This is a genomic window from Thalassospira sp. MIT1004 (assembly GCF_001858545.1).
Lineage (GTDB): Bacteria > Pseudomonadota > Alphaproteobacteria > Rhodospirillales > Thalassospiraceae > Thalassospira > Thalassospira xiamenensis.
On record NZ_MCAO01000022.1, the window covers coordinates 211274 to 229621 of the forward strand.

Genomic DNA, 18348 nt, shown 5'->3' on the forward strand with positions numbered 1-18348 from the left:
AACCGGAAATGGATTATTCAAAAATCAAGCGGTTGGTGCATTTTGCAAAGCTTCGTCAAGTTCCTTGAAGCTTGGCCGAAGATCATGTGGCAGGGTTTTTCGTGCAAATTCTACCGAAACCTGCGGCGCATACCCCTGCATGTGTCCGATGAGTGCCGCCTTTATACAGCTGTAGTATTTTGCGTCTGCATCAAGCGTTTTCTTGATGATGGATGCCGTCGGTGCGACAAAACCATAAGCGCCAAGAATACCAAGGAATGTCCCGACCAGTGCTGCCGCAATCAGGCCACCCAGAATTTCGGGCGGTTCCGTCACGGAACTCATGGTGACAATAACCCCAAGAACGGCGGCGACAATACCCAGTGCGGGAAGCCCGTCGCCAACTGTTTGAACGGCATCGGAAACAGAATGTTCGTCCTCGTGATGAGCTTCAAGTTCCTGATCGATCACAGCTTCGAGTTCGTATGCATTGGTGGTGCCAAGGGTCAGCAATCGAAGATAATCACACATGAATTCAAGGGCGTGATGGTCTTTGGTGACGCCGGGAAAGTTTGCGAAAAGGCTTGAGCTTTCGGGGTTTTCCACATGGCTTTCAAGCGCCAGATCGCCCTTTGATTTGGCGAGACGAAAAACAGCATAAAGGCAGGTCAAAAGCTCAAGATAGGAAGCTTTCTTCTTGGGGCCTTTCATGGCACGCAGGGTATAGCTGAAGGATCGTTTGACAACGCTTAACGGATTGGCTGTCAGAAATGCACCAAACGCAGCCCCGAAAATAATCAGAACTTCAAGAGGTTGAACGAGAATGCTAAATGACCCGTGAGGCAAATACCCGCCAAGTACCGAGCCGAGTACTATGACGTAACCGATAATCAGAAACATTATGCAGTCCCCATTAACCCCAAAATACGCCGCAACCGTAAATTCCTCATCATGGACAGCCTTCCGGGAAGCCGGAGTGTTAGGGTCGCAGCGCTTGTATTTATATGATTCATATTAACTTTTAATCTTATTAATATAGCGTTTAAAACGCTGACGCGTGGGGTTTGACAGCACAAGTTTTTCCCGCCATTTTCCCTGATCCTGTACGCAGGGCATGTCCAATAGGTTTTATCAGCAAGAGCATTCTTCAATATGTCATTTTCATCGCGCGATTTTCGGGACTGTCTGGGGCAATTTGCAACCGGTGTTGCGGTTGTTACGGCACGGGCGAATAATGGCGCAAAAGCAGGCATTACGATCAATTCGTTTGCGTCGGTGTCGCTCGATCCGGCTCTGGTCCTTTTTTCAGTAGACCAGCGCGCGGCCACACATTCATTGTTTGCAGGTGAGTGTGACCGTTTTTGCATCAATATCCTTAATCGGGATCAACGCGACCTGTCTGACCTGTTTTCATCACCGGTTCACGACCGTTGGGAAGACCTTGTTTTCGAAGATGATTGCCATGGTGTGCCAAAGCTGATCGGTAATCTTGCGACATTTTCCTGCAAACGACATGCAATTCACGATGGCGGAGATCACAGCATCATCGTGGGGGATGTGCAGGATATCTCGCTGGGGAATACCGGTGATCCTCTGCTTTATTATGGTGGCCGTTATCGCTCCCTTGGTAAATGAGCAAAGGGCCAGCGGCATTGTCGCTGGCCCTTGTAATTTCAGTCGAGCGATGTGTTGCCCAGAAGGCGGCTGCCAAATCCGGCACCGGTCAGTTTTGTAATCACCTGTTCCGCGTGCGAGGTGTCTCTGACTTCCAGCACCATGTCGACGTCGGTCTGCTTTGCCGGCACATCATAGAAGTGACGCTGGTGATACACTTCGATGATGTTGGCTTCGGCGTCGCCGATCAGCGCGCTGATGGTTGCAAGTGCGCCCGGAACATCAGGAATTTCGATACGCACACGGACAAGGCGGCCTTCGCGCGCCATGCCGCGCATCAGAACCTGTGCGAGAAGACGGGTATCGATGTTGCCGCCACTGACAATCATGCAGACCTTCTTGCCCTTGAAACGGTCATGATGGTCAAGCAGGGCCGCAAGAGGGGCCGCACCAGCACCTTCGACAACGGTTTTCTCGATCTCGATCAGCATCTGGATGGCGCGCTCGATCGAGCTTTCCTCGACCAGCAGCACATCATCAAGCTTTTCCTTGCAAATCTCCAAGGTAAGGCCACCGGGCTGCTTGACCGCAATGCCTTCGGCAATCGTGACACCACCGCCCGAAAGCGGCAGGCCTTTGATGCCTTCATACATGGAAGGATAAAGCTTGGTCTCGACACCAATCACCTCGATATCCGGGCGTCGGGCCTTGATGGCCGTAACAATACCGGCCGCAAGACCGCCGCCGCCAATGGGGACGATAATGGTGTCGATGTCCGCCCCATCATTAAGGATTTCAAGCCCGACAGTACCCTGACCGGCAATGATATGCGGATCATCGAACGGGTGAACAAAGGTCAGGCCGCGTTCTTCCTGAATTTTCGATGCGGCTTCAAGGCTTTCGGCGAAAACACTGCCTTCAAGGACAACTTCCGCCCCGTGTGAACGGGTGTGACGGACTTTGGTAAAGGGCGTGTTTTTCGGCATGACAATGGTTGCCGGAATGCCAAGTCGTTTGGCGTTATAGGCCACACCTTGCGCATGGTTGCCTGCCGATACGGCAATGACACCCTTCGCGCGTTCCTCGGGGGTGAGGCTGGCAAGTTTGATATAAGCGCCGCGTTCCTTGAAGGAGGCCGTATATTGCAGGTTTTCAAGTTTCAGGTGAACTTCGGCCTCGCAAATATTTGAAAGTGTTTGTGATTTTACCAATGGCGTTTTGCTGACGATGCCTTCAAGCAAGCCGGATGCGCGTACGATGTCGTGATAGGAAACGGTCATTTCCATACTCCTGCGGCCAGCCGCACTTTACGTGATGTGCTGGCATTTTATCATGTGTGGGCAAAATTCGGATGTTTAACCAAGCCTGTCATCCGCGGATGACAGGGATCACATTCGCAGGGCGGAAATCCCGATAATCATGGCCATCGCACCGGCACGAAGCGTCGGACGGGGATGCGATGCGAGGATGTCAAGGCAAGCAGACATAGCCATGTTCTTTCCGGGTTATGGGTCGGTAATCGTGATGCAGCTTTGCGGATTAGGCGCGCAAGGTCAAGTTTGCAAACAAAAAGGCCGGGTTGCAACATTTGCAACCCGGCCGGTTTGGGAACGCAGGCAGGGTTATTCCATATTCATGATGATGGTTTTCTTGTGCGTGAAATGTTCAAGCATGCTTTCAAGCGATGCCTCCTTGCCAAGACCCGAAAGCTTGACGCCGCCATATGACAGGTTTGGCTGCACGACAAGGTTCTGGTTGACCTGAACAAAGCCCGCCTCAAGCCGTTTGGTCGCCGTCAGTGCGGTTTTAAGGTCCTTGGTCCAGACGGTTGCGGCCAGGCCAAAGTCGCTGTCATTGGCAAGCTCGATCGCCTCGTCAAAGGTTTTGAACCTGAACACACAGGCAACAGGGCCAAAAATTTCTTCGCGGGCAATCCGCGCATCGGGTTTGACATTGGTAAAGACAACCGGACGGACAAACATGCCGTCCGCAAGTGCCGGATCGGTCGGAAGGGCGCTGAGTTCATTTTTGGTCGCACCTTCCTGTTCGCCGATCTCGATATAACCGCACACCTTGTCGCGCTGTTTGCGATTGATGATGGTGCCGATATCGGTTTCCTCGTCCAATGGATCACCCATTTTAAGGGTGTTGACCTTGGCCAGAAGGCGGTTAACAAACTCGTCATGCAGGCTTTCATGTACCAGAATGCGCGACGATGCCGTGCAGCTTTGGCCCTGACGGGTAAAGCGCATGCCGCCAATTGCCCCGGCAATGGCCTTGTCCAGATCCGCATCATCCATCACGATCATCGGCGATTTGCCACCCAGTTCCAGCGTGACCGGGATCAGTTTTTCCGCCGCTGCCCGGTAAACCGTGCGACCGGTTTCGACCGATCCGGTGAAGGAAACCTTTTTGACATCCTTGTGCGCCACCAGCGGGCCGCCACATCCCGGACCAAAGCCGGAAAGGATATTCAGAACACCCTTTGGCAGAATCTGCTGCATGATCTGGCAGACACGAAGGACGGTAAAGGGGGTGTCTTCCGCCGATTTGACAACAACGGTATTGCCCGCCACCAAGGCCGGGGCAACCTTTATCGCCATCAGGAGCAACGGCACGTTCCAGGGAATGATCGCACCGACAACGCCAACCGGTTCACGCGTTGTCAGGGTCATCATGTTCGGGTTGAACGGAATGGTTTCGCCCTTCAGTTCCGAGGCAAGGCCGCCGAAGAAGGTAAACATGTCGGCCAGGACCGATGCCTCGACCCGGCTTTCCGTCCGCAACGCCTTGCCGGACTCAAGGGCCACCATCCGGCCGAGTTCCTCGACATGCTGGGTCAGGATACGCCCGCATTCCGCCACCAGCTTGCCGCGTTCGCGGGCAGGGCGGTTTGCCCAATCCTTCTGGGCCTTCTTTGCCACCGAAACCGCGAAATCGACGTCATCGGCGTCACCTTCGGCAGCCTGCGCAATAACCTTGCCGGTTGCCGGGTTCAGCACGTCAAAATTTCTGCCATTTCTGGCCGGTACAAGTTCCCCGTCGATCAGGTGACGGCCATCAAGTTCCTTGACCAGTTTGTGGGGATCAAGCACGGGTTCGATAGACATTTCAGGCTCCCTGTCATATAGCTGCGCGCCCGTTTTCCGGCTGCGTCGCAAAATAAACGGTTATTCGGTATTGGTTTACCAATTTATCGATCCGATACCGGAAAGGCAAGGTCCTTTCACCATGTTAGGCATGACAGTCAGGGGCAGGGTTGATAGGGTTACTTAAACGCGGGCTGCATTTCGAATTGTGAATGCGCCACAGATACAATTCCGTAAGGACAAGGGGATACCCATGCCGCGCCATTTCGATACGACGTTTGATGTTGTTCGTGAACTTAAGCCTTCTTATCCGGTTTATTGCCTTCGGCCCGACATCCTGCGTGAATCGGCCAAACGGTTTGTCGATATGTTTCCCGGCAATGTCCTTTATGCGGTCAAATGCAATCCGCATCCGGAAATCATGCGCTACCTGCACGAAGGCGGTGTTCGTCATTTCGATACCGCCTCGCCCGAGGAAATTGCCCTTGTCCGTCGCCAGTTTCCCGGCATGAACGTCTATTTCATGCATCCTGTCAAAAGCCGGGATGCCATTCGCAGTGCGCACCGTGTTTTCGGTGTGAAGCATTACGTGATCGATACCGAGGATGAACTTGAAAAAGTCCGCGCCGAAACCGACGGCGAGACCGATCTGGTTATCCATGTCCGTCTGGCAACGCCGCCGGCAGGGGCCGCCTATAACCTTTCGGCAAAGTTCGGCGCACGTCCGATGACGGCATCTGAACTTTTGAAGAAAGTTGATGGATATGGTTATACCGCCGGGCTTTGTTTCCATGTCGGTTCGCAATGCACAACCCCGAACGGGTATCGCATTGCCGTCGAACTGATCCGGCAGGTTGTCGATTTTTCCGGGGTCAAAGTTCGCTATATCGATGTTGGTGGCGGGTTCCCCGGTCAATATATGAACCAGCGCGCACCGGGGCTTGAGGTCTTCATGGAGGAAATCAAGGACTGCATTCGCTGGCTTGGCCTGCCCGATACCACCTTTATGTGCGAACCGGGCCGGGCACTGGTGTCGAGTGGCGTGTCGCTGATCACGCAGGTGCATCTGCGTAAAGAGGACCAGCTCTTCATCAATGACGGTGTCTATGGCAGCCTTTCCGAGGCGGTCACCGGGCAGTTGCGTTTCCCGGTGCGACCGATGCGGATCGGCGGCGATTTCAACGAAACCGATACCCTCGACTTCACGATCTATGGCCCGACCTGCGACAATATGGATGTGCTTCCGGCAACGGTAACCCTGCCTGCGGACATCCGCGAAGGGGACTGGATCGAGTTTGGTCATATCGGTGCCTACAGCAACGCGCTGGCCACCCATTTCAACGGTTTTTACCCGGAATTACTGGTGACGGTTGGCGAAACATTCCCGTTTATTGATGGCGAATTTCCGCAGGTCGGCTGACCACAACCGGCCATAGCGGTAAAACAGTACTTGTTTGCGGATATTCTTGTGTGCACTATGCTGCCCGGTATGACACCGGGCAGCATGAATGCCCGGCACAAGATCTGAAACAGGGAAGATACGCCGTGACCAACAGCCTTTTCATGCGCATACGAAGCCGATTTCCATCCGACCTGTCCAAGGTCCTGATCGAAACGGCAGAGGGCACAACATACAGCTACGGTGATGCCGATGCGGCGTCCGCACGTATTGCCGGGCTTTTGACAGCCCTTGGTGCCAAAAAAGGTGATCGCGTCGCGGTTCAGGTCGATAAATCCCCCGAAGCCCTGTTCCTTTATCTGGGCTGTATCCGCGCAGGTCTGGTCTATCTGCCGCTGAATACCGCGTATCAGGCCGGTGAACTTGCCTATTTCATGGGGAACGCGGCACCTATTGTTTTTGTCTGCCAGCCACACCGCGAAGATGAAGTAACGGCAATTGCCGACGCACAGCGCGTTGAAAAGGTTTTAACACTTGGCACGTCGGGCGAGGGGACGTTGATCCATCAGGCGGCGGATTTCCCCGCCGAATTTACCCCGGTTGCCTGTGCCGATGATGAACTTGCTGCCATTCTTTATACATCCGGCACGACGGGCAAGCCAAAGGGTGCCATGATGACCCAGACCAATTTATGGTCAAATGCCGCGACCCTGGAAAAGCTTTGGGGCTTTGGCCCGGACGATGTTCTTTTACATGCGCTTCCGATTTTCCATACCCACGGGCTTTTCATTGCGTGTCATTGCGTGATGCTGTCGGGATCGAAAATGTTCTTCCTGCCGAAATTTGATCGCGATCAGGTCATGGCGCTGTTGCCGCGCAGTACGGTCATGATGGGCGTGCCGACATTTTATGTCCGGCTGTTATCCGGTGATGATTTCAATGCCGATGTGACATCGGGCATGCGGTTGTTCATTTCCGGATCGGCACCCTTGTTGCCCGAAACCTTCGTAGCCTTCAGGGAACGGACCGGCAAGGCGTTGCTGGAACGTTACGGCATGACTGAAATGGGGATGGCAACGTCCAACCCGCTCAATGGGGAACGGATCGTGCATACGGTCGGCCCGGCCCTGCCGGATGTGGAAGTCCGGGTCTGTGACGATAACGGTAATGTGCTTGGAACCGACGAGATCGGTGTGCTGGAGGCACGAGGCCCAAACGTTTTTGCCGGATACTGGCAAATGCCGGAAAAGACGGCCGAGGAATTCCGCGAAGACGGGTTCTTCATTACCGGTGACATCGCGAAAATCGATGCCAAGGGTTATGTCCATATTGTCGGCCGCGCCAAGGATCTTGTGATTTCCGGCGGGTTTAACGTTTATCCCAAAGAAATCGAAACGGTCATCGACAAGATGGATGGTGTTGTCGAAAGTGCCGTGATCGGTGTCGCGCATCCGGATTTCGGCGAAGCGGTTGTCGCCGTCATCGTCCGCAGTAGCGATAAACTGTCCGAAGACGATGTGGTGAATGCGATCAAGGGGCAGCTTGCCAATTTCAAAGTGCCCAAGCGCGTTTTCTTCGTGTCCGAGCTTCCACGCAATGCGATGGGAAAAGTACAGAAGAATATCCTGCGAGAGGATTATAGCGCGGTATTTGCCAACTAGAACGGGGCGCTACAACGGGGCGAGGGACAGCTTGCCCTGTCAGCACATTATCCCGAAAACAAGAAAAGCCCCGGCAATCAATGCCGGGGCTTTTCTTTTGGACGGCTACGGTCTGGCTTAGCGACCGAAAGCAACGCGATGTGCGACATCGTCAATCATGTCACGGTTCAGGCCGATATCTGCCAGCTCACGTGCATCAAGTTTACGGAGCGCAGTCTGGGTCTGGTACTGAACACGAAGGGCGCGCAGGAAAGCAAAAATCTTGGTTACGATCATTTCATCACCTATTTCAAACCGGCCAATTTCATATTGGCACTGTCATTCAGATAACCGGCATGTGCTCACCGAAGATATTCCATGAAGGAATAGTTAACTGGTTTGACGTGTCGGTCTGCTTGATATGTACCGAATGATCATCTGCATTTTTTCGCATCAGCCAGTCGATACATCGTTTTTATTTCGTGAGTGCAAACTACGCCCGGTTGATTGTGAAATCCAATGCGTTTTTTGCATGGCTGGAGGTTGGAAAGCGCAGAAAGTCATGTTTTTGCAACGAAAACGCTTAAATAACGTCATAATACAGATTTGCTTCGTTGTTTGTTGCTATGTTTTCAGCGCATAGCTAATTAAATTACCAATCGCTTTCCAATTGAAAGCGGAACCGCTACAACAGCAATCGCGATTTTCATACGAACATATCCGGATTGATGCCTTCAGGCGAATTCACGGATGGCTTTCTATCGGACAGGAGACACGGACAGATGAGTATCAACCGCCCTCAGCTCAGCTTTGAGCAGGCAATTGCCGCTTATCTGCAATATGCGCCGCGTTTGCCGCAGGTTGATCCGGCATCTGTTCCCGCGAAAACGCAGTATGTCGGGAACCTTCTGGAAATCGCGGATCAATTTGATCTGATCGTGTTTGATGCTTTCGGTGTGCTCAATAGCGGGCCGCAAGCCATTCCCGGCGCGGTTGAAACCGTGGCTGCCCTTCAGAAATCGGGAAAGAAACTTGCCGTTGTCACCAATGATGCATCGAGTTCGGCCGAGGCGATCCTCGCACGGCATCGTGGGCGCGGGTTCGATTTCAACACGACAAACCTGATCAGCAGCCAGCAATTCGTCGCCCCGATGATGGAAACCTACAGGGATCTGTCCCATTGGGGGGCCATGGCACCGGTTCACTGGCCATTTGATATCCTGCCGGGCAGGGTGGAACCGCTTGGTGCGGATCGCGCGCTTTATGATGCGGTTGACGGTTTCGTTCTTATTGATTCTGAAAACTGGTCTGATATCCAGCAGAATCATCTGGAAGAAAGCCTTGCCGCCAATCCGCGCCCCATTCTGGTCGGCAATCCCGATATCTGCGCGCCGATGGGGGCCTTCCTGTCCGTTGAGTCCGGATATTTCGCCCATAAGGCAGCGGATCGTTGCAACGTGATACCTGATTGCGTCGGCAAGCCCTATGGCCATGTGTTTGATGAAGTCCTGCACCGTCATCCCGATATCAGCCGGGACCGGGTCCTGATGGTGGGTGATACAATCCATACCGATGTGCTGGGCGGACTGGCGGCAGGCATCAAGACACTTCTGGTGCATCAGGGGGGATTCCTTGACGGCCAGAACGATATCGAAAGCCTGTTTGAAAAGTCGGGTCTGCGTCCGCATTTCTGTGCGCGTGCGATTGGTCATGGCATTGACGTGTCAGGTGCCAAAAGCGAAGCCTGCTGTGCCTGATAATCGATAAAACGCCCTGGTAAGAACGGCCCACCAAACGGACCTCGGACCGCTGACAAGGCACTCCTGACCTGATCGTCATTGCCGCAACGGACGGAATCCAGCCTCTTTCAACAGGGCATGGATTCCGGGTCTGCGCTGCGCTTGGCCCGGAATGACGATTTTGATCATCCGACAAACCAATCCAGCCAACCCCGCTGCCCTTTGCATCGACAAACGTCACCGACCGGAAGAACCGCGCCCCGGACAGAATCCGCTGCCCCGGACAAACGCCCGTCGCTCTCGGTTGCGCCAAAACGCACCTCACCCCAAGGGTAACAGCGTTGTCGCACGGCAGGCACACCTCCCGCCATCGATGACCGGCCTTTCGGCATCTCCGAATGATCCATCGGCCCCATCGCCAAACCTACCAATTCAGCCAGCCGATCCAATGCAGACGCAATTCGGGCCTGCTGATCCTCGGCATTGCCAGACTTCACCGACCGGTTGGGTTGCTGCGGGATGGGCTGACCTCAGCCCGGCTCTCGCTGCCCCGAACAAACACCCTTGCCCCAAGGGCACATCTCTCCCGTCATGATAAACACCCGTTTCCGTAAATCTCGCATGCCCTCACGGCCCGGACGCACCACCGCCGTAATGACTTTTCCATGCGCCAGTGATGCCCATTTGGCGATACCGCCGTCGTCCTTTCAGACGATCAGATAGCTGCTTCATCATCATCCCATTCCCATTTTTGCCGCCTGAAACGCAAAAACCCGCAAAAGCGAATCACGCTTTGCGGGTTTTGTCTCCGGACCCATTTGTCCTGTTGACTTTAATCTTTATGCCACAACACAAAGAACAGATCAAGAACTTTTCCAGAAAGGCCGAAAAAAGTTTCCTTGTTAAATTGCCTCGGCTACGTCAATCGCACTGTATGTCAGGATTCCTGACGCGCCGGCACGTTTGAAACAGGATAGCGTTTCAATGGCGCAGCCAAGATAATCAAGCCAGCCATTCTGGGCCGCAGCCCGCAACATTGCGTATTCACCCGATACCTGATAGGCGAAAACAGGGACGCCAAATTCCTCACGAACCCGATACAGAACGTCAAGATATGGCAGGCCGGGTTTCACAATGACGGAGTCGGCACCTTCCTCAAGATCATAGGCGACTTCGCGCATCGCTTCGCTGCTATTGGCGGGGTCAAGCTGGTAGGTTTTCTTGTCCGCCTTGCCTAGGGCCGAAGCCGATCCGATTGCATCGCGGAACGGGCCATAGAAGGACGATGCGTACTTTGCCGCATAGGCCATGATCTGAACCTTTTTAAGCCCTTCGGATTCCAGAACATCACGAATGGCACCGATACGGCCATCCATCATGTCGGACGGGGCGACGACATCGCATCCGGCCTGCGCCTGAACCAGTGCCTGGCGCACAAGGGCCTCGGTCGTTTCGTCATTAAGGATTTCACCGTTAATCACGATCCCGTCCTGGCCATCCGCATTGAACGGATCAAGGGCAACATCGGTGATGACACCAAGATTGGGGCAGGCGTCTTTGATCGCCTTTGTCGCACGGCAAACCACATTGTCGGGATTATATGCTTCGCGCGCATCCTTGGTTTTGAGGCTGGCATCAATATACGGGAAAAGCGCAAGGGCAGGTATGCCAAGCTTTTCGGCATGTTTTGCCGTTTCAACAAGCACGTCAACGCTTTGGCGTTCGACACCGGGCATTGATGGGATCGGTGTCCGTTCGTTTTTGCCGTCAATCACAAACACCGGCAGGATCAGATCATGTGCGGTCAATCGGGTTTCCGCCACCATGCGACGCGACCAGTCGCTCATGCGGGTCCGGCGAAGGCGGGTGCGTGGGAAAGTGCCATAGGTGACTGTTTTGGCCATGATCTGTTCTCTTGTCAGTGGGGCGGCATTCTGAATTCAGAAATGAGGTGACAATTTATGGGACAGAATTGACGGCGGATCAACTGTTGCTGGTGCGATAAAGGCGTTTACGCATGGTCAGCAGATAGACCGGGATGATTAAAGACAGAAAACTTGCCGTCAGGACAAAAGCCGTAACCAGGCCAACCTGTTGGCCGATTGCCCCGATTACCGGTGGCCCGGCCATCAGGGCCGTGTAACCGGTTGCTGCAATGGTTGAAACGACAGCACCGCCGCTTCTGCCACTTGCCTCCGCCGCCGCAGAAATCAGAAGCGGCAGGATGACAGCCAGCCCAATCCCGGCGATGGCACACCCGATCCAGGCAACGACGTAATGCGGCGCAAGTGCCAGAACAAACAGGCCAAAGGATGCGCATGCCGAACTGGACAGCAGGATTTGCGGGCGGCCAAATTTCGTAACCAGCCAGTCGCCCGAAAGGCGCGTGATTGCCATGGTCGCCGAATAGCAGGCAAAACCCACGGCGGCCATCGTCGGGCCGGAATTGAGTTCCGTATTCATCAGAACCGTTGTCCAGTCGGTAATCACACCCTCACCAAACTGGCCGATGAAGGCGCAGGCCCCAAATGGCAGCAGGGTCAGAAACATCGCGCGCTGTTTGGCAGATGATCCGTCATGCGTTTGGACTGGATGGGGAACGGCGGCATCAGGCATCAACTGGCGTTGAAGGACCAGATGCAGAATCAGGAAAAGGGTCAGCATGACCGGAAGATGCCATTCAACCGACAGGGGCAGGGCAAACCAGGCCGCCGTCGTTCCGGCACCGGCAAAGCCCCCAAGGCTCCAGAAACCGTGCAAGCCGGACATGACGCTGCGTTTTTTGGCCCGCTCAACATTCAGGCCATTGGCATTCATCGATATATCAAGGAATGCGCCAAAAAAGCCGAGTGCGAACATGGCAATCGCAATCGACATGAAGCTTGGCATGAAGACCGGAATGCCAACGGAAATGAAATAAGCCACCCCGGAATAGCGTGCGACCCGTTCGCTGCCAAACTTGTCCGATAGACGACCGGCAACAGGCATAACGGCAAGAACACCAACTGCGGCCGCCAGCAATATGGCACCAAGATCATCGTGACCAAATCCAAGGCGCTCCTGCACCAGCGGAATATGCGGGACCCAGCTTGAAAAGGCGGCACCATGCAAAAAGAAAATGGCACGGATTCTGTTATGGGCAATCTGGTTGGAGATAGGCATTCGGGGCTCCGCCTCCGTCAGGCAAGGATCACATTGATCCCGCGTTCGGTATAGTTGCTCAGATAACCGCTCGACAGCTTCCGTCCGGTTACAAGATGTGAAATCGCATCAAGGTCACAGACCCTGAATGGCAAGCTGGTTTCGAGTTTGTCGGCAGTCGTGACAGCAATGGCTTCGGCAGACTGTGCCAGCATCGCTGCCTTGGTGGCGCGTTCTTCGGCTGTGCTGGTGGTCAAACCCAGTTCGGGATGAAGGGCGCAGGTGCCTAGCAGCACAAGATCGGCATTGTAGTTGCGTATTTCATCAATGGCCGTCGGTCCACAGATCGCCAGATCACGTTTCAGAACCATGCCGCCAATCATGATGATATTCGCATTCGGATGATTGGCCAGTTCAACAGCAATCAGGGGATTGACCGTGATCACAGTACCGGAAAATGACGGTTTCAGATTCCGGGCGACTTCATAGATGGTCGTGCCGCTATCAAAAAAGACCACGCCATGATCCGGAACGAGATCATGGGCGACCTTGCGGGCGATTTCGGAGCGTTCCGGTTTTAAATCCTGTGCTCGGTCATGGAATCCTTCGCGGGCAGTGCTTGGTAATGTGGCACCCCCATGAATACGCCGCAGGACCCCGGCATCCTCCATCTGACGCAGGTCGCGTCGAATGGTATCAAGGGACGCATGAAAAAGTGCAGACAGGTCATGAATATGAACTGTGCCCTGGCTGTGAAGCAGTTTTTCGATTTCACGCTGGCGCGAATTGACACTCGACATCGATTTGCCTGTTTTGCATGTTTTGCCGATAATGCGCGTTTACCTTTGATCGAAAAAATGGTCAATAAAAAACCGGCCCCGCACAAACAGGGCCGGTATCATATTCAACGATATGATGGATCAGGCTTTATCGAGTGCCTGTTTCAAATCGGCAAGAATGTCATCAATATGTTCGATACCGATCGACAGGCGGACATAACCGTCCGTCACGCCAGATGAAAGGCGATCCTGTTCGGAAAGCTGGCTGTGCGTTGTCGTGGCCGGATGGATGGCAAGCGATCTTGTGTCACCGATATTGGCGACATGATAAAACAGGCCAAGGCTGTTGATGAATTTCTCGCCGGCTTCTTTGCCACCTGCAAGCTCAAACCCCATCAGCGATCCATATCCGCCCTTAAGATAGGTATCGGCACGGCGGCGGCTTTCGCCATCCTGTTTGCCCGGATAGATCACCTTGGAAACCTTGGGATGGGACGACAGGAAGTCGGCAACTTTGGCGCTGTTTTCGCAATGGCGTTCCATACGCAGCGGCAGCGTTTCCATGCCCTGAATGGTCTGGAACGAGTTGAAAGGCGAGGCGGCCGCGCCAACGTCGCGCAGCAATGTGCAGCGCAGTTTGATCGCATAAGCAACCGGGCCGATGGGTTTGACGGCCTGCGTCCAGACCGCACCGTGATAGCTGGGATCCGGTTCATTCAGTAACGGGAAGCGTTTGGCATGCTTTTCCCAGTCAAACTTGCCGGAATCGACGACAATCCCGCCGACAGACGTACCGTGGCCAGCGATAAACTTGGTGGTCGAATACATGACAATCGTCGCGCCATGATCGATGGGGCGGCACAGCACCGGTGCGGCGGTGTTGTCCATAATCAACGGGATGCCAAGCTCGTCACCAATATTGGCGACTTCCCTGATCGGAAAGACCTGAAGTTTAGGGTTTGGCAGGGTTTCGGCGTAATAGGCGCGCGTTTTGTCATCCGTCAGACGCCGGAAGTTTTCCGGGTCAGATGGATCTGCAAAGCGAACTTCGATACCCATCTGTTTGAATGTATTGGCAAAAAGGTTCCAAGTACCGCCGTAAAGGTCTGTGGAACTTACAATATTGTCACCCGCCTGGGCGATATTGAGAACGGAAAAGGTTGATGCAGCCTGACCAGAGCCGACGGCAACGGCTGCTGCGCCACCCTCAAGTGCAGCAATTCGCTGTTCCAGCACATCGTTGGTCGGGTTCATCAGGCGGGTATAGATGTTACCCAGTTCTTTCAGCGCGAAAAGATCGGCCGCGTGTTGGGTATCGCGGAACTGGTAGCTCGTTGTCTGATAAAGCGGCACGGCAACCGATCCGGTTGCCGGGTCTGCGCGGTATCCGGCGTGTAGAACAATAGTTTCTGGTTTCGTGGAACCTGACATGTCGTTTCCCCTGATTTTTAAGTTGCATTGGTTTCACCGGAGTAATGCATATTCGCTGCGAGCCGACAAGAAATTGGAACAAAAATTCGCAAATTCGCCCCTGAAACTGCCGAAGGCGAAATTATTCACATAATTCGGTACTGTTATACCGAATGAATTGACAAAGAACCGAATTCACGTTTACGTAAAGGGAAAATACCAAAACATTCAGAGGCGGCGATCCAATGGAATTCAACCTGTCTGAAGACCAGCAGGCATTTGCACAGGCAGCCCGCGATTTCGCGCAAAACGAAATGGCACCGCATGCGGGCGCGTGGGATGCAAAGCATATTTTCCCTGAAGAAACCCTGCGCAAGGCAGCCGAACTTGGCTTTGCTGCGATATACACGCGCGAAGATGTCGGGGGATCGGGCCTTGGTCGCTTGGACGCTGCCGTGATTTTCGAAGAACTGGCAAGCGCGTGCCCGTCAACGGCGGCATATATCTCGATCCACAATATGGCATGCTGGATGATTGACCGTTTCGGCAATGAAGACCAGCGGCAAAAATATCTTCCAAAACTCGTTACCATGGAACACTTCGCCAGCTATTGCCTGACGGAACCGGGAGCGGGATCAGATGCAGGTTCGTTACGTACGCGTGCTGCGCGCGACGGTGCGCATTACATCCTTAATGGCGAAAAGGCTTTTATTTCCGGGGGATCGCGCAGTGATGTTTACATTGTCATGGCGCGAACCGGCGATGACAGCCCGAAGGGAATATCGACCTTTATCGTTCCAAAAGATGCCGAAGGCCTGTCATTTGGCAAGCTTGAAGAAAAGATGGGATGGAACAGTCAGCCGACATCCGCCGTGATTTTCAGCAATTGCAAAATTCCGGTGGAAAACCGGTTGGGAGAAGAGGGCGAAGGTTTCAAGTTTGCCATGATGGGTCTTGATGGCGGCAGACTTAATATCTCGGCATGCTCCATCGGTGGTGCGCGGGCCGCAATGGAGCATGCGCGCGACCATATCAAGGTTCGCAAGCAATTTGGCAAAACCCTTGATCAGTTTCAGGCATTGCAGTTCAAATATGCCGACATGGTGACAGAGCTCGAAGCGGCACGGCTGATGCTGCACAAAGCGGCCTGGAAACTGGATCACAAGACACCGGACGCCACACAGTTTTGTGCAATGGCGAAACGTTTCGGCACGGATATCGGGTTCAGGGTATGTAATGAAGCGCTACAGCTTCATGGTGGATATGGTTATATCCGCGAATACCCGGTCGAAAGGCTTCTGCGCGACCTTCGGGTTCACCAGATTCTGGAAGGTACCAACGAAATCATGCGCCTGATCATCTCTCGTGCCGCGTTGAAGGATTGATTTATGAGCAGTGAGAACGTGACCAGTTCACCGCATGACAATGAAGCATCCGTCGTTTTCTCGAAGGACGGGGCCATCGGTCATATCCTGTTAAACCGGCCTAAGGCATTGAATGCTCTTGATCTGCCGATGGTTGATGCGATCACAGCCAAACTTCGCGCGTGGGAGACGGACCCGACGGTTGCTGTCGTTGTAATTGAGGGCGCTGGCGAAAAGGCATTCTGTGCCGGGGGCGATATACGGGGGCTTTATGACGCGCGGCAGCGCGACGACGAAGAACTTCTTGATGCCTTTTATCGGCGGGAATATCGCCTTAACCATTACATTGCAAATTATCCCAAGCCGTATGTTGCCTTGATGGACGGCATTACGATGGGGGGAGGTGTCGGCGTTTCCGTGCACGGACGTTTCCGTGTGGTGACCGAGCGCACCCTGTTTGCAATGCCCGAGACTGGGATCGGGTTCTTTCCCGATGTTGGCGGCGGGTACTTCCTTTCTCGCTGTCCCGGCGAAGTCGGAATGTATCTTGGCCTGACGGGCGCGCGGATCAAAGCGGCAGATTGCATTTATGCGGGTTTGGCTACGCATCGAACACAAAGTGAAAATATCGCGTCCTTGAAAGGTGAACTGGCAAAGATTTCGGAAGGCGGCGATGGCTTCGTGGCCGTTCAACGGATTCTGGATGAACATCATTCTGATGATGGTGTCGGCATTCTTGGATCGGTTCGGGGTGAAGTCGATGACTTGTTTGGCAGCGAGACGGTTAGCGACGTTTTTGCCCGACTTGATACATCTCCGTCAGACTTCGCCCGGGAAACGGCCAAGATATTGCGCACCAAATCACCGATAGCAGTTGCTGTTGCCTTTGATCAAATCCGTCAAGCGCGCGATATGACACTTGCGCAGGACCTGATGATGGAGTTCCGTCTGTCGCAAAGGACCGTTCGCAAACCAGATTTGTTTGAAGGGATTCGTGCCGTGATCGTCGACAAGGATCACAGTCCAAAATGGCAACATGCCGATATCGGGCAAGTCGATCCTCGCGAGGTCGCAGCATATTTTGACCTTTTACCCGAAGATAAAGAGCTAAAACTGCAGTTCTGAACAGTTCTGTAACGTCAACAAATCAAAAGATAATCTCGTAATCGAGAGATCAGAGGAGACTCCAAATGGCGAAAATCGGTTTCATTGGTCTGGGTAACATGGGCGGGCCGATGGCGGCCAACCTGATTAAGGCTGGGCATGCACTCAAGGTCTTTGATTTGTCCGAAGCCGCGGTCAGCAAGGCGGTTGCAGAGGGTGCCACCAAGGCATCGACGGTTGCCGATGCGGCAAAGGATGTCGAGTTCGTTGTCACGGTTCTTCCTGCTGGAAAGCACGTGCTGTCGGTTTATGACGGACCAGACGGCGTGATTGCCAACGCCAGGACGGGCACACTTTTGATTGATAGCTCCACCATCGAAGTTGATGCCGCACGCAAAGCTGCCGATCTGGCGAAGGCCAAAGGTCTTGGCTCTGTTGACGCGCCGATCTCTGGCGGGGTTGCGGGGGCTACTGCCGGAACACTGACCTTTATGGTTGGTGGCGATGATGGTGATTTTGATCGTGCGAAACCGGTTCTTGAGGGAATGGGTAGCAATATCATTCACGCAGGCACAAGCGGGGCCGGGCAGGCGGCAAAGATTTGCAACAACATGGTGCTTGGCGTCAGTATGATTGCCGTATCCGAGGCCTTCATGCTTGCAAAGCGTTTGGGGCTGGATGCGCAGAAGCTGTTTGATATTTCATCGAAGGCGTCCGGCCAGTGCTGGTCGCTTACAAGTTATTGTCCCGTGCCGGGACCGGTTCCGACCTCTCCGGCAAATCGTGACTATCAACCGGGATTTGCGGTGGACATGATGCTGAAAGATTTGAAACTGGCGCAACAGGCGGCGGCATCCGCCGGGGCAACAACGCCAATGGGGGCATTGGCTGAAAGCCTGTATGCGCTTTATTCAAATAGCGGAAATGGCGGGATGGATTTCTCGGCTATTGTCAAAATGCTGGATGGCGACAAGTAACGCTACGGCATTATGAGGTGTATCATTCAGGCCCGGCAAATACCGGGCCTGTTTTTTTATGAATACCGTGGCCTGCATTAATGTTAGATTTGTGCTATCTAACGGGCAAAGGG

The 18348-nt window shown here is 53.8% G+C and carries 15 protein-coding genes; 7 read left to right on the forward strand and 8 right to left on the reverse strand.

The features are described from left to right. Positions 1-24: 24 nt before the first annotated feature. A complete protein-coding gene (motA, locus tag BC440_RS09565; protein ID WP_071239962.1) occupies positions 25-879 on the reverse strand; it encodes a flagellar motor stator protein MotA in 855 nt (284 codons plus the stop codon). Positions 880-1131: 252 nt separating this feature from the next. On the opposite strand from motA, the gene BC440_RS09570 reads away from it, so the two are divergent. Beyond that, entirely contained in the window at positions 1132-1614 is a 483-nt protein-coding gene (locus BC440_RS09570) for a flavin reductase family protein (RefSeq protein WP_007089505.1), read from the forward strand. Between the two features lie 38 nt (positions 1615-1652). On the opposite strand, the gene BC440_RS09575 is transcribed toward BC440_RS09570, so the two are convergent. Further along, a complete protein-coding gene (locus BC440_RS09575; RefSeq protein WP_210766354.1) occupies positions 1653-2873 on the reverse strand; it encodes a threonine ammonia-lyase in 1221 nt (406 codons plus the stop codon). A gap of 342 nt (positions 2874-3215) precedes the next feature. Further along, entirely contained in the window at positions 3216-4703 is a 1488-nt protein-coding gene (locus BC440_RS09580) for an aldehyde dehydrogenase family protein (RefSeq protein ID WP_071239964.1), read from the reverse strand. A gap of 232 nt (positions 4704-4935) precedes the next feature. Between BC440_RS09580 and BC440_RS09585 the strand changes: the two genes are divergently transcribed. After that, positions 4936-6102, forward strand: a complete 1167-nt coding sequence (locus BC440_RS09585) for a type III PLP-dependent enzyme (RefSeq protein WP_007089508.1) — start codon at positions 4936-4938, stop codon at positions 6100-6102. 125 nt (positions 6103-6227) lie between these two features. Then, positions 6228-7742 carry a malonyl-CoA synthase gene (locus BC440_RS09590; RefSeq protein ID WP_071240207.1) on the forward strand — a complete coding sequence of 505 codons (1515 nt, stop codon included), beginning with the start codon at positions 6228-6230 and terminating at the stop codon, positions 7740-7742. Positions 7743-7859: 117 nt separating this feature from the next. On the opposite strand, the gene BC440_RS22390 is transcribed toward BC440_RS09590, so the two are convergent. After that, positions 7860-8018 (reverse strand): DUF1127 domain-containing protein, encoded by a 159-nt coding sequence (locus tag BC440_RS22390; RefSeq protein WP_082242478.1) that lies wholly within the window; start codon positions 8016-8018, stop codon positions 7860-7862. Between the two features lie 485 nt (positions 8019-8503). On the opposite strand from BC440_RS22390, the gene BC440_RS09600 reads away from it, so the two are divergent. After that, positions 8504-9478: an HAD hydrolase-like protein gene (locus tag BC440_RS09600; RefSeq protein ID WP_071239966.1), complete on the forward strand. Its 975-nt coding sequence runs from the start codon at positions 8504-8506 to the stop codon at positions 9476-9478. Positions 9479-10362: 884 nt separating this feature from the next. Here BC440_RS09600 and hemB read toward each other — a convergent pair. The 4 genes from hemB to BC440_RS09625 all read right to left on the reverse strand — a co-directional run bounded on the left by hemB (position 10363) and on the right by BC440_RS09625 (position 14811). Further along, entirely contained in the window at positions 10363-11364 is a 1002-nt protein-coding gene (gene hemB, locus BC440_RS09610; RefSeq protein WP_062958487.1) for a porphobilinogen synthase, read from the reverse strand. Positions 11365-11443: 79 nt separating this feature from the next. After that, positions 11444-12622: an MFS transporter gene (locus BC440_RS09615; RefSeq protein WP_071239968.1), complete on the reverse strand. Its 1179-nt coding sequence runs from the start codon at positions 12620-12622 to the stop codon at positions 11444-11446. A 17-nt stretch (positions 12623-12639) separates the two neighbouring features. Further along, positions 12640-13401: a DeoR/GlpR family DNA-binding transcription regulator gene (locus tag BC440_RS09620; RefSeq protein ID WP_071239969.1), complete on the reverse strand. Its 762-nt coding sequence runs from the start codon at positions 13399-13401 to the stop codon at positions 12640-12642. A 120-nt stretch (positions 13402-13521) separates the two neighbouring features. After that, positions 13522-14811: a PLP-dependent transferase gene (locus BC440_RS09625; RefSeq protein WP_063091956.1), complete on the reverse strand. Its 1290-nt coding sequence runs from the start codon at positions 14809-14811 to the stop codon at positions 13522-13524. 224 nt (positions 14812-15035) lie between these two features. Here BC440_RS09625 and BC440_RS09630 point away from each other — a divergent pair, with 224 nt between their 5' ends. The 3 genes from BC440_RS09630 (at position 15036) to mmsB (ending at position 18235) form a co-directional block, all read left to right on the forward strand. Beyond that, complete coding sequence (locus tag BC440_RS09630; protein WP_071239970.1) at positions 15036-16175, forward strand: isobutyryl-CoA dehydrogenase; 1140 nt, start codon at positions 15036-15038, stop codon at positions 16173-16175. 3 nt (positions 16176-16178) lie between these two features. Then, on the forward strand, positions 16179-17279 hold the full coding sequence (locus tag BC440_RS09635; protein WP_071239971.1) for an enoyl-CoA hydratase/isomerase family protein: 1101 nt from the start codon (positions 16179-16181) through the stop codon (positions 17277-17279). A gap of 65 nt (positions 17280-17344) precedes the next feature. Continuing rightward, positions 17345-18235, forward strand: a complete 891-nt coding sequence (gene mmsB, locus BC440_RS09640; RefSeq protein WP_007089519.1) for a 3-hydroxyisobutyrate dehydrogenase — start codon at positions 17345-17347, stop codon at positions 18233-18235. Positions 18236-18348 lie beyond the last annotated feature (113 nt).